The organism is Chitinophaga sp. 30R24, from assembly GCF_049056765.1.
GTDB lineage: Bacteria > Bacteroidota > Bacteroidia > Chitinophagales > Chitinophagaceae > Chitinophaga.
Genome location: NZ_JBJGXX010000015.1, coordinates 69,195 through 80,726 on the forward strand (window position 1 = coordinate 69,195; position 11,532 = coordinate 80,726).

Consider the following 11,532-nt stretch of genomic DNA (forward strand, 5'->3'; position numbering starts at 1 on the left):
CTCCTGCTGCTACCGGAAAAGTACAGCCACCGAGAAATAACTTTCTGCATCTAAATACTATTTTATGTTGAAAAAATACAGCGCACTGCTAATACCCTTCACTATAGCTAACTTATGTTTCCACAGCGGTTGCCAGCCAGCTGGCAGCACCCCCAATAGTAACCTTGGTTATGTCCGCATCTTTAACGGTAAAAACCTGCAAGGATGGGAAGGAGATAGTATACATTGGCGCGTGGAAAACGGCAACCTAGTAGGGGAAGTCACACCCGAAACATTACTTAAAACAAATACCTTCCTGATCTGGAAGGGCGGGTTACCCGACAACTTTGAACTAACCTGCGAATTCAGGATCACCCAAAGCGGCAATAGCGGCATCAATTACCGTAGTGTGATGGTGGAAAATGTACCACATGCCCTGAAGGGCTACCAGGCCGACATTGATGGCGCCAACCACTACACCGGCCAAAACTATGAAGAACGCGGACGCACCACGCTGGCCTACCGGGGCCAATGCACCACACTGCCGCCTACCAAAGTATCCCTGCTGGAAGGCGTAAAAAACAATGCCTGGGCTCCCGCCCTGGTAACCGGTACCCTGGGCAGCAGCGATTCACTACAAACATTGATTAAGCGTGAGGACTGGAATAAATGCCACCTAATCATAAAAGGCAATCACCTGCAACACTATATCAATGATGTGCTAATGAGCGATGTAACCGACAATGATAATGCGAACCGGCAACAGAAAGGGTTCCTCGGCGTACAGGTGCATGTAGGACCGCCCATGAAAGTAGCATACCGGAACATTATGCTGAAACAATTATAAAAGCGCAGGGGGAGCCTCACCTCTGCACATAGAATATACTTGATACAATATCCACGACATGAACAAACGCCAGCTATACGTATCCACGGCACTGTTATGCTGCATCCTTATTTTATCGCAATGTATCCACAAAGCGCCTGAAAAAACCGATATACGGGGCGAGCAATTTGCCGGAGCTGAAACCTGCATCAATTGCCATAAAAATGTTTACGATACCTTTCATACTTCCGCACACTACAACACTTCCCGGCCCGCCAATAAGGCCACTGTGTTGGGCAGCTTTTTACCACCGAACAACCTGTTCTCCTTTACTAATGGCATGTTCGTAAAAATGGAAGCGAATGATAGCGGCTTGTTCCAGACTGCATATATACAAGATAGTTTAGCGATACGGCATCGCTTCGATATCGTTATTGGTTCCGGCAGAAAAGCCCAGACCTCTCTGTATTGGCTAAACGATAAATACTACCAGCTACCTATGTCTTATTTTGTACCGGAGCACAGCTGGGCCAATAGTCCCGGCTTCCCGGCAGACTATCCCCGGTTCGACCGGGTGATCCCCAGTACTTGCTTTGGCTGTCATAGTTCAGGAGTGGCGTTTAAAGACGTAAAACTACAGGGGCTGCATGTAGAAGAAACGTTCAAGAAAAACGAAATCATATATGGCATCGACTGTGAACGTTGCCATGGCCCTGCAGCGGCACATGCAGCATTCCATACCACACATCCGGAAGAAAAACAAGCCAGGTATATTACCCGCATCAGCAGCTTAAATAACCAGCAAAAAATGGATATGTGCGGGGTATGCCATTCCGGGCTGCAAACGCCGCAAAGACCCGCATTTGCTTACAAACCGGGCGATCCCCTGTCGGCCTTCTATTTTCCGGATTACGGCAAACCGGTAAAACCTGCTGAAATGGATGTACATGGCACCCAATACCAACTATTCAATGCCAGTAAATGCGCCATGATGAGCCGGGATATGAACTGCCTCTCCTGCCACCATCCACATGCCAGCGAAAGCGGCAATACAGAGATGTTTTCACAGCGATGCATGAATTGCCACAACACTAGCCATAACTGGTGTAAACAACAAGGACTAGCAGACAGCGCGCTCAAGACCAATTGTATCGACTGCCATATGCCAGCCCTACCTTCTGCGAGCATTACCCTGCTCACGAATGGGCAAACCCGGCCAACACCCGATTTCATACGTACTCACCGGATCAGCATTTATCCGGCAGAAACCCAAAAAGTGATCGCAAAAATCCGCTCCCTGCGCATGCACCCTCAATCGGTGCAATAATATTTTTTCATCCCGTTACCGAGCAGTCCACATGATTTCCTGGCTATAACAAAATAAAATCTTCGTTTGTATATATGTAGTCAACTACGTAGTTTTATACTATAATTACAAATGACATGAGCGCACCTATTATTAGCATAATCAACAATGACTATTGCCAGGAGGTCATCAACATTATCCTGCCTATACAGCAACTTGAGTTTAACGTATCCATTACACTAGAAGACCAACCAGACCTACTTAACATTGAAGCCAATTACCACCAGACAGGTGGCGGGTTCTGGGGCGCCAAGGTAAACGGGGAACTGGTAGGCACTATTGCCCTGATTGCCACCGGGCACAATGCGGGCGCTATCCGTAAAATGTTTGTGAAAAAAGATTTCCGGGGCAAGGAATATGGCATTGCCCAACAATTGCTGAAAGCACTGATCGCTTATTGTAATGGCGCAGGCATTAAAGACCTGTACCTTGGCACTGTAGATAAACTGGCAGCAGCACGCCGTTTTTATGAAAAGAATCACTTTCAGGCAATAGCGAAAGCGGATTTACCTCCCTACTTCCCGGTGATGAGTGCAGACAACGTATTCTATCATTTATCTCTTAATGATTGATACGCATGAGCAATGTAATAGATGAATCAGGTATCCTGGCTATTTCTACGCGGCTGCAAAGACTGGCGGATCAGCTCCGCAAAGATGGCCAGCAGATCTATAAAGCCAACGGCATCGACTTTGAGCCTAAATGGTTTCCGGTTATCTATAGCCTGTATCAAAAGCCTGTGCTTAGCGTAATGGAAATTGCCACGGAAATTGGGTACTCACATCCGTCTACTATCAGCCTGCTGAAAGAACTGGAAAAGCAAAAGTTAATACGCTCGAAAAAGGATAAAACAGATGAGCGCAAACGCATGCTGCTACTCACAGAAAAAGGGAAAAACCTGATCACCCAAATGTTGCCGGTATGGAAGAAAATGGAAATAGCCCTCACGGAGCTAACTACTACCAAAAATAACCTCATGAGGGCTATTGAAGAAGTGGAGGCACGCATGGCAGCATACAGTTTTTTTGAAAGGGAAAGGCAACTCTGACCCTACTCCCTACGCTAACAAACCCGCTACCAAGGCCTTCCATTGCAACTTAGATACACCAATGGCGCCTGCGGCGCCCATTACTGCATTCCTGATCTTATCGCCCAGGCCGGCGGCTTTGGTGTTTGGCACTTCATTACGCCCGTATACCGTTGCAGTAATGGTGATATTGTCTCTTACCAGAACAAAGGAACTACTGGCTTCCTTTTGCAGGAAATGCGCCACACCAGCGCTTTTTTGCACAGGATGTTCAGTAGGCCTAGCCCGGATAAAAAAGACTTCTTGGTGCTCGTTCAATACTACGTGTTCCTGCTGTTCAATTTTTACCCAGTCGTACCCCAGGCCGGCGTTGGTACCAGGTCCCGGAATATTGATACGTATATACATACCAGTGGCAGCGTAGCCATCCGTAGGACGGCCAGTCAGATCAATCAATTGAAAATCGGATGACATGGCGCCACTTAATTTCGCCCAATGGTTCACATCTATCAAACGTTCCATCGCCGTTTTGAAGAAGCTTACAGCTGCGGCTTCATCTACCAGCTCTTTTGTTTCCGAAGTAGTGGTAGCCTCTCCAATATACTGCGCCGGAATAAACGGGGCTGCAAGATTATCTGCCATAATTAAGCAATTTAATTACAGGGCAAAAGAAAAAGGAATGCCAAATCTCAGGGCAAAAGTTCCACAAAAGTGATATGTATTTCACAATGAGCATTACTGCTATCGTTACCTCTGCAAACAATACACGAAGGCCAATGCATTTTACATTTCCATCTTGTTTTCAGGCAAAACAGCGGCAACGTATAAATTGTAATAAAGATACTCTTTAAAAACCATTCTACCTGTGCTGGCACGGGCATGCTTATCTTAATACTGGCAAAATAATCCCCGAACTGTTCTTCCCATCGTGATAAATACGGACCGCTTCCTTAACAAAATCCTGTTCCCCTGCTTCGTAAATATTCACAAATTGTTGGGGATTACGGTCTGCCAGGGGAAACCAACTACTCTGCACCTGTATCATTAAACGGTGGCCCTTCAGGAAGGTGTGGGCTACATCAGGCAGGGTGAATTTTACCTGGACCACCTGATTAGGTGTAAATGCCTGCGGATGTTCAAAACCGTTGCGGTAACGGCCCCGGAATATATCACCCCTCACCAGCATCTGGTAGCCTCCCAGTGGATAGGGGCCGCCGGCGTCCCTGGTTTTATTAGGTGGAGGAGTATTAGTATAACGGAAATCATCCGGGAAAACATCTATTACCTTCACCACAAAATCGGCGTCGCTACCGCTGATACTTACCTGCAAATCGGCCGTAACCGGACCTGCAATGGTTAGGGCTTCCATTAGCGGACCTGTTTCAAACGTGAGCACATCCGGTCTGCGGGCAGCAAAACGTTGATCGTCTGTCATATAATCGCGGGTACGGATATAATGTACTTCATCCGTATAAGGCACCGGATGCGCAGGGTCGCTCACGTATTCACTATAGCCAGTATTGCCCAGTTGCCACGACAACCGGCCATTAGCCTGAAAAAACAATTCCTTTTCACTCACTGCCGCCGGAGGCCATTTTTCAAATTGACGCCATTTATTTTCGCCACTGAAAAAAATATTAGCTTCTGCAATTGCCGATATAGTTCCTTTATCCTTAAGATAGTAATTGAAAAAGGGTACCTCTATATACTCCTGGTACCAGGCAGCCGTATTTTCATCAAACTGTATATGCCCCAGGTGCGTACCATCAGCAGACGCCCATTGCCCATGATACCAGGGGCCCATCACCAGCCGGTTGAAGTGTTGAGCAGGATTACGCTGTTCGATCGCTTTATAGAGGTTCCAGGCGCCGTAGCAATCTTCCGCATCAAACAAACCACCTACTACCAACACAGCAGGTTGCAGGCTATCCACAAAATTGCGGGGATCGCGCGCCTTCCACCAATCGTCGTAGTTTGGATGGGCCATGATCTCTTTCCAAAAAGCCAGGCTATCCCCTGTTAATGCAGTAAAATTCTTCAGTGGGCCAATCTGCAAAAAGGTATGGTAATTATCTGTATGTGGTAACTGCAACGCCTGTACGGGGGCTACTGATATGGGCTGGGGATGCGGATAGCCAAATCCCTTGGTATAAAAGCCAAAGCAGTCCATCAGAAAAAAAGCGCCATTGTGGTGAAAATCATCTCCGAGGAACCAATTGGTGACCGGTGCCTGCGGGCTTACTGCCTTTAATGCCGGATGCTTGCTCAACGCAGCCATGGTAGCATAAAAACCTGGGTAAGAGATACCGGAGACGCCTACACGTCTGTTGTTGCCTGGTACATGCCCTACCAGCCAATCAATGGTATCATAAGTATCACTAGCCTCATCTATGTCGCTACCCTGCTTATGCGGATTAAACGGGCGTATATCCTGGAACGTACCTTCGCTCATCCAGCGCCCCCGTACATCCTGCACTACAATAATGTATCCCTCCTGCACATAGCGGCTCCAGTAGCCCGTCCACAATATTGATGTAAACGGTTCGCCATAAGGCCCTGCCGAGTAAGGGGTACGCGTCAATAATATGGGGTGCCGTTCGCTGCTGTCTTTAGGTATATAGATAGCCGTAAACAAGTGTACACCATCACGCATCCTGATCTGTTGCTCTTCTTTATAATAATGCGCTTGTACCCAGGCAGCATCAGGAACATGTTGCGCCAGGGCAGGCAACACATATAATGCTGCCAACCATAAAAAAAATAAACGTTTCATGCTTACTTTTTGTGATCCCCTTCTGCCACCAATGATTTTGAGGGAAGTAAAACGGATCGTTATGAATAACTATTCCGCAAAGCGGAATGGGAAAACCCTGTTCATCGTTTGGCTCTACACGAAGGAAGATACCAGGGACCGGTTTATAACTGATTCGGTTGATGATGTGATATAGATATCAGATTTCTACGGGTTAAAAATAACAACTAGTTTTTAGTCTACCAAATTAATAGACTAAGTATATGCAGATATTTATGGCAGTAATGGGAGAATGGATATTTCACCGCAGTAGAATAAATGAGGCGCGGTACTGATTGAAGGTGGCCAGGTCAAAAGCAGCCATGTATAGCCACTTTGCTGCTCATTGATATAATTTAAGGATTGTTAACATCAACGTTTCCTGAACAGGGTAATATCTTCACCTTCAGGCTCTGCATCGATTAATTGCTCTTCCCAACCTTCCGGCAGTTTAAACAACGTAGGTAAAGCGCCCAGCAACTCAAGCCAGCCGCTCATTTCGTCAGATACCTCCAGCATTTCGCCATCGGCCGTTTCAAATACCAGGAAAAGTACTTCTCCGGGATAACCATATACCTTATAACCGGCAATGCGGATCACTTCTTCCCAGGACAGTTGCTCATCTATCCCTTCATCATATTTTACCGATAGCAGTGCTTCATCAAATTGTATATCCATTTTACGAAGATATAAAAATCATCTTCATCCCAAAAATGGTAAAAATAAAACTGATTTTACCCATATCTCATTACATTTGTAACTGAATGGTTACACAAATAATATTTCCATGAGAAGAGATGTATTCCAGGCAATAGCAGATCCTACCAGGCGACAGATTATTGACCTGCTAGCTAATCGTTCTTTACATCTGAATGCCATTGTTGAACACTTTAACATTAGCAGGCCGGCCATTTCCAAACATATCAAAATACTGATCACATGCGGGCTGGTAAATGTGCGGCAGGAAGGACGGGAACGTTATTGCAGCGCAGACTTGCAACCATTAAAAACAGTAGCAGAGTGGACCGCGCAATACCACCAATGCTGGACAGGCAAGCTGGACACACTGGAACATTTACTGGCAAAGCCGAAGCGGGGGCGCAGAAAAAAAACATGATCGGTCTATCTTTCACCATAAAAATAATCCAATCCTGAATACCCTGATCATAGAAAGGCTGCTAAATCCGCCCACGGGCATTGTATGGAAAGCAATCACTGCAAAATTATATCGGTGCCCCACACAGATATCCCACGATCATTTATCATCTCAATTAAAAAAATCACTCCGCAATAACTATATTTGACATGTGTAGCTGATGGTATGCCCTGTTGAAACCTGACCCGAAGAGAAAACCAATTTACTGGAGCGTAACATATGTTAATCATCTAACCAAAAATAAATCCTATTATTCACAACCCAAAAAAAATGAACAACATCCTTATCGTACCTGCCATCACTGCAGAGATAGAGCTATTACAACAGTTAGCCAAACAAACTTTCGAGGAAAGCTTTGCCCAATACAACACTGAAGAAAACATGAAACAATATATCCAGGAAAAATTCAGCATAGCCCAGTTATCTGCCGAAATGAGCAACCCGGATTCTGAATTTTATTTTGCCATGTTAAAAACCGAACCTGTTGGCTATATGAAGCTGAATTTCAGAACAGCCCAAGCCGAATTATTCAATAGCCGGGCAGTAGAACTGGAACGGATATACGTATTACAATCCCACCAGGGAAAACAAATAGGGCAACAACTCTTTAACCAGGCGGTTAACGCATGCCAGGAAGTGCAGGCGCCCTTTTTATGGCTAGGTGTTTGGGAACACAACGCTAAAGCTATTGATTTTTATAAGAAAAACGGATTGGAAGCATTCGAAAAACACGCTTTTAAACTGGGTGCGGAAACACAAACAGATATCTTGATGCGTGTGAGCTTGCCGTTGCATAAGTTGCAATAACCTAGTGCTATACTTTCGGTTCCCCGCACCCGGTCCTACTATTATAAAACAGGAACGGATGCGGGTATTCCAAGACCTTTCTTATCAATTATTCCCAGATGTCCCTAACATGGATCAGGATGGAATAACGGCCTTTGGCCGGATAATCGTCGATATTAAGCCTGGATTCGTCAAAAGGATAAGGCAGTTTGTCTGCGTATTGCAAGTACAACTCCTGTATTACAGCAACCGCTTCTTCTTTGCTTTCTACTACCCAGGATTTAGCCGTTTTGTTGTTATCAAATAATTGGTTAAAAGCCTTTCTAGCAGTTTCTGTTTGTTCAAACGGCACTACCCTTAATGTCCATACTTCTCCTATTTTTTCGGGCGGCGCCGGCACGTCGAGATTAATTTTAAATCTTTCCAGCGCCGCTGGGTCCAGGGCACGCATGATATCCATCGCGACAGACATAAGTGTAATTTTAATTTTGCTGATTTTCAGTCCGCAATATTACAACTTCCTGGAAAAACAGCATACCTTATTCCCCTCCCTTCACGCTCATTTTTAAGGTATATACCGATTTACCAGCTGTAATAAAGAGGATATTATTGTCTTTTCCACCAAAACAGGCATTCCCGGTCCAATGTTCAGGAACAGGAATATATCCGATCTGTTGGCCGTTTTTATTAACCACCGTAATACCATTTCCACAGAGGTAAACATTACCAGCTGCATCGAGGGCCAGTCCATCGCTTGTTACTTTTTCCACGAGCAATTGGCGGTTATGGAGACTGCCGTCTGGAGCAATCTGGTAGCTGTAATTTTTTCCTGTGCCAATATCTACTATGTATAGCAATTTGCCATCCCGGGTACCTAATATACCGTTGGGCTTCTTTAGATCATCGGCGGCTACGATAGCCTCTTTTGCACCTGGCGCCAGGTAATACACCCTTTCTTCTTTGATGTCTGCCGTTTTACGGTTCCAGTAATCGCGCTGATAGTAGGGATCGGTGAAATAGATGCCGCCGTTAGGCGCTACCCATACATCGTTGGGGCCATTTAACCGGTGGCCGCCAAAATTATTGACCAATACCGTCACATTGCCTTTAGGGGAGATGGCCCATAATTCGTCTTTCTCATCCGCACAGGCTATCAGCATTCCTTTACGGTCAAAAAAAAGGCCATTAGCACGTCCTGCCTGGTCCAGGAAAACAGACAACTTCCCGTGGGTATCATATTTCCAGATCTTATTATTAGGCTGGTCAGTAAAGTAAACATTACCTTTTTTATCAGCAGCAGGTCCTTCGGTAAAAACAAACCGGCTGGAAAGCAATGCTAATGTAGCGTTTGAAGCTACTGTAGGTGGCAATGGCAGGGAGTCGTGGCTAACAGCTGCGGCATGCAAGACATACCCCAGCCCCAGCAATAACATGGAATAGAATTTAAAACACATACGTATATATCCTTTTCACAATGGTAATCATTCTACATGAAAATTACATCCACTTTCTATTTATATTGATACAAATACAGTAACAATTTCATTGTTTTGGTCAACCCAAAGCTGTAACCCTAAACTATCTACCTCATAAACATCTTGCTCACTTTCATCAAAAAAATAAACTTTTTCCATCTTAGTATCAGATACAGAGATATTAAAGATAGTCCCAAAATCATAAATATTCACCCTGTCAGCTCCCCCCAATTTCGGCCACAAGAATTAGAGTTATAAATTAATTGATTTATTAACTTTAACTTCTACATATTATTTCATCGATATGGCTATTACTTATAACAAAACTAAAAAAGCATACTCCAGATAGAGATAGCCTTAGCGGACCTACCGCTAAGGCTATCTTTAACTCTAGCAAGATTGTTCATTAGGTAGACAATAAATATCTACATCAAAATCAATATTTAATTCTTTTACCAGCTTGTTATACCTTGAACCTAAATGCAGTCCGGGAATACTCTCTCCATTATCAAAATATATAAATAATCCACAAGAGATCTCACAAGTATATTTTTTGCACAAGACTCTAAAAACATCAATCCTCTCTTCAATAAAATCAACTAACATATCCATCTGTTGCTCAAAAGGAATATGTTTGTCAGAGGCAGCATCCATAAGCCAACCATTTTTCTTCGCTAACATAGAAAAATTAGGATTCTTTCGTTCTCCTTTAATATAAATTTTGGTAGGTACTACACCTAATAACTCTGTAATTTCATTATGTGTGATATCATTAAAATCCCATATGCCAAAACCTAACACTATTTTATTTCTCATTATATTAATATTATCTACGTTAACATTAAGGAAGAATTGCCGCAGCACCTACTGATGCCCCTCCAGTTGGGACTGCTGTTATAATAGCTGTCCCCCACTTCACTAATTCCCAGGCAATTATCCCAACAACAGCAACTGTTGTCACATTCTTTACTTGTTCGCGCGAAGGCGATGAAACGCTGAATGCCAAATCGCCTGATTCTTGATTTCTTAAATCTTTTAAATTCACCCCAATAGGCTCACCAGGGCCTTTATTCCCCTTTGCTTTTTCGTAAACATTACCGTCCCTATCTTTATACAAATCGATTTGCCCCCCATGATCACCCTTATCCCTGTGATCCCATCCATGCCTTTGAAGTAATGATATATCACCAGGGGTTAATGGTTTGTCCTGTTTAGGATTTCTGTCACTCTTTTCACCACCATTCTCAGGCTCTACTTCACTTTTAGAAGCGTGATATCCAATATAAAATGGGTGTTTATCAGGATTAATTTTCGAATCTCTGGCACCATCAAACTCGAAAAAATCTTTTTTAGTTTTAAACTCTTCTTTAAAAGACCCAAAACTACTGCGGTCATTATCTACCTTCCAGGCATCTTTGTAGACGGCATCAGCATTCATCATTCCATCTGGATCAATAAACCTAATAGGATTATTATATGCATAATTATATGGCGACCACCTCCGGGACACTTCACTTAGAGGATCGGGCCTCATCCACCTTCCTATCTGCGCATCATACATCCTCGTTCCATAATCATACAACTCCAGCCCTGAACCATCTCCAAATTCCTTGCTCTGCAACTCCTTCCCGTTATACTTCAATCTATTCTCTGAATAACTAGATCCTTTCAAAGCATTCGAAGATATCCCACTCATCGTGAGCCCAAACGGATAATAATGCGTCTCCTCCAACAAGGGGCCAGAATTAACCCCTAATATTACATCATCAAAAAATACATCCTGCGCACTTTCATTGCTGGTATACACATACAGAAAACCACTTTTCGTAATAGGCATCTTCTCTGTAGCCAATGTCTGTAGCTGATCGGGGATTCCTTTCAACTGTTTCACCCCACTGTTTTCTTCCACCAGGTGGAACTGGTCATCAAACAGTACATAACTAAGATAAGCCTTGGGACGATCGTTTGTTTGCTGATCCGGGTCCTTTTCTTTTAATCGCTGGTAGTCAACATTATAAAATGTGTTATTAAAAGGCGAGGACTGAGCAACAGCAGCGGCAGCATGGGTCTCTTCCTTTAATATATTCCCATTAAATGCCTGCAGCAAGGCTGCCAACATTGTTTCC

The 11,532-nt window shown here is 44.1% G+C and carries 14 protein-coding genes; 6 read left to right on the forward strand and 8 right to left on the reverse strand.

Features of this window, described 5'->3' with window-relative positions:
* Positions 1–64: 64 nt before the first annotated feature.
* From ACDQ55_RS20110 to ACDQ55_RS20125, 4 genes are all read left to right on the forward strand, one after another.
* On the forward strand, positions 65–826 hold the full coding sequence (locus tag ACDQ55_RS20110; protein ID WP_420983401.1) for a 3-keto-disaccharide hydrolase: 762 nt from the start codon (positions 65–67) through the stop codon (positions 824–826).
* Positions 827–884: 58 nt separating this feature from the next.
* Positions 885–2,132: a cytochrome c3 family protein gene (locus ACDQ55_RS20115; RefSeq protein WP_420983403.1), complete on the forward strand. Its 1,248-nt coding sequence runs from the start codon at positions 885–887 to the stop codon at positions 2,130–2,132.
* A 116-nt stretch (positions 2,133–2,248) separates the two neighbouring features.
* Positions 2,249–2,743, forward strand: coding sequence for a GNAT family N-acetyltransferase (locus ACDQ55_RS20120; protein ID WP_420983405.1), 495 nt, complete (start codon positions 2,249–2,251; stop codon positions 2,741–2,743).
* A 5-nt stretch (positions 2,744–2,748) separates the two neighbouring features.
* The gene (locus ACDQ55_RS20125) at positions 2,749–3,219 is read left to right on the forward strand and encodes a MarR family winged helix-turn-helix transcriptional regulator (protein WP_420983407.1); all 471 of its coding nucleotides are present in this window, start codon (positions 2,749–2,751) and stop codon (positions 3,217–3,219) included.
* Positions 3,220–3,228: 9 nt separating this feature from the next.
* Here ACDQ55_RS20125 and ACDQ55_RS20130 read toward each other — a convergent pair whose 3' ends face one another.
* From ACDQ55_RS20130 to ACDQ55_RS20140, 3 genes are all read right to left on the reverse strand, one after another.
* Positions 3,229–3,840 (reverse strand): hypothetical protein, encoded by a 612-nt coding sequence (locus tag ACDQ55_RS20130; protein ID WP_420983409.1) that lies wholly within the window; start codon positions 3,838–3,840, stop codon positions 3,229–3,231.
* Between the two features lie 241 nt (positions 3,841–4,081).
* A complete protein-coding gene (locus tag ACDQ55_RS20135) occupies positions 4,082–5,971 on the reverse strand; it encodes a CocE/NonD family hydrolase (RefSeq protein WP_420983411.1) in 1,890 nt (629 codons plus the stop codon).
* Between the two features lie 390 nt (positions 5,972–6,361).
* Positions 6,362–6,667 carry a hypothetical protein gene (locus ACDQ55_RS20140; protein WP_420983413.1) on the reverse strand — a complete coding sequence of 102 codons (306 nt, stop codon included), beginning with the start codon at positions 6,665–6,667 and terminating at the stop codon, positions 6,362–6,364.
* Between the two features lie 109 nt (positions 6,668–6,776).
* Between ACDQ55_RS20140 and ACDQ55_RS20145 the strand changes: the two genes are divergently transcribed.
* Together ACDQ55_RS20145 and ACDQ55_RS20150 are read left to right on the forward strand one after the other, a co-directional pair.
* Complete coding sequence (locus ACDQ55_RS20145; protein ID WP_420983415.1) at positions 6,777–7,106, forward strand: ArsR/SmtB family transcription factor; 330 nt, start codon at positions 6,777–6,779, stop codon at positions 7,104–7,106.
* Positions 7,107–7,415: 309 nt separating this feature from the next.
* The gene (locus tag ACDQ55_RS20150; protein WP_420983417.1) at positions 7,416–7,952 is read left to right on the forward strand and encodes a GNAT family N-acetyltransferase; all 537 of its coding nucleotides are present in this window, start codon (positions 7,416–7,418) and stop codon (positions 7,950–7,952) included.
* Between the two features lie 88 nt (positions 7,953–8,040).
* On the opposite strand, the gene ACDQ55_RS20155 is transcribed toward ACDQ55_RS20150, so the two are convergent.
* The 5 genes from ACDQ55_RS20155 to ACDQ55_RS20175 all read right to left on the reverse strand — a co-directional run.
* Positions 8,041–8,403, reverse strand: a complete 363-nt coding sequence (locus ACDQ55_RS20155) for a hypothetical protein (RefSeq protein WP_420983419.1) — start codon at positions 8,401–8,403, stop codon at positions 8,041–8,043.
* A gap of 67 nt (positions 8,404–8,470) precedes the next feature.
* Positions 8,471–9,385, reverse strand: coding sequence for an SMP-30/gluconolactonase/LRE family protein (locus ACDQ55_RS20160; RefSeq protein ID WP_420983421.1), 915 nt, complete (start codon positions 9,383–9,385; stop codon positions 8,471–8,473).
* A gap of 60 nt (positions 9,386–9,445) precedes the next feature.
* A complete protein-coding gene (locus ACDQ55_RS20165) occupies positions 9,446–9,649 on the reverse strand; it encodes a hypothetical protein (RefSeq protein WP_420983422.1) in 204 nt (67 codons plus the stop codon).
* A gap of 147 nt (positions 9,650–9,796) precedes the next feature.
* On the reverse strand, positions 9,797–10,222 hold the full coding sequence (locus ACDQ55_RS20170) for a DUF4279 domain-containing protein (RefSeq protein ID WP_420983424.1): 426 nt from the start codon (positions 10,220–10,222) through the stop codon (positions 9,797–9,799).
* A 25-nt stretch (positions 10,223–10,247) separates the two neighbouring features.
* Positions 10,248–11,532 (reverse strand): polymorphic toxin type 33 domain-containing protein (locus tag ACDQ55_RS20175; protein WP_420983426.1); only part of this gene is annotated, 1,285 nt, incomplete at its 5' end.

Excerpts from the sequence above, each read along its gene's own strand:
- ACDQ55_RS20155 (WP_420983419.1), bottom strand. The coding sequence starts at position 8,403 with ATGTCTGTCGCGATGGATATCATGCGTGCCCTGGACCCAGCGGCGCTG.
- ACDQ55_RS20150 (WP_420983417.1), top strand. The coding sequence starts at position 7,416 with ATGAACAACATCCTTATCGTACCTGCCATCACTGCAGAGATAGAGCTA.
- ACDQ55_RS20170 (WP_420983424.1), bottom strand. The coding sequence starts at position 10,222 with ATGAGAAATAAAATAGTGTTAGGTTTTGGCATATGGGATTTTAATGAT.
- ACDQ55_RS20135 (WP_420983411.1), bottom strand. The coding sequence starts at position 5,971 with ATGAAACGTTTATTTTTTTTATGGTTGGCAGCATTATATGTGTTGCCT.
- ACDQ55_RS20125 (WP_420983407.1), top strand. The coding sequence starts at position 2,749 with ATGAGCAATGTAATAGATGAATCAGGTATCCTGGCTATTTCTACGCGG.
- ACDQ55_RS20130 (WP_420983409.1), bottom strand. The coding sequence starts at position 3,840 with ATGGCAGATAATCTTGCAGCCCCGTTTATTCCGGCGCAGTATATTGGA.
- ACDQ55_RS20160 (WP_420983421.1), bottom strand. The coding sequence starts at position 9,385 with ATGTGTTTTAAATTCTATTCCATGTTATTGCTGGGGCTGGGGTATGTC.
- ACDQ55_RS20110 (WP_420983401.1), top strand. The coding sequence starts at position 65 with ATGTTGAAAAAATACAGCGCACTGCTAATACCCTTCACTATAGCTAAC.
- ACDQ55_RS20120 (WP_420983405.1), top strand. The coding sequence starts at position 2,249 with ATGAGCGCACCTATTATTAGCATAATCAACAATGACTATTGCCAGGAG.
- ACDQ55_RS20145 (WP_420983415.1), top strand. The coding sequence starts at position 6,777 with ATGAGAAGAGATGTATTCCAGGCAATAGCAGATCCTACCAGGCGACAG.
- ACDQ55_RS20115 (WP_420983403.1), top strand. The coding sequence starts at position 885 with ATGAACAAACGCCAGCTATACGTATCCACGGCACTGTTATGCTGCATC.
- ACDQ55_RS20140 (WP_420983413.1), bottom strand. The coding sequence starts at position 6,667 with ATGGATATACAATTTGATGAAGCACTGCTATCGGTAAAATATGATGAA.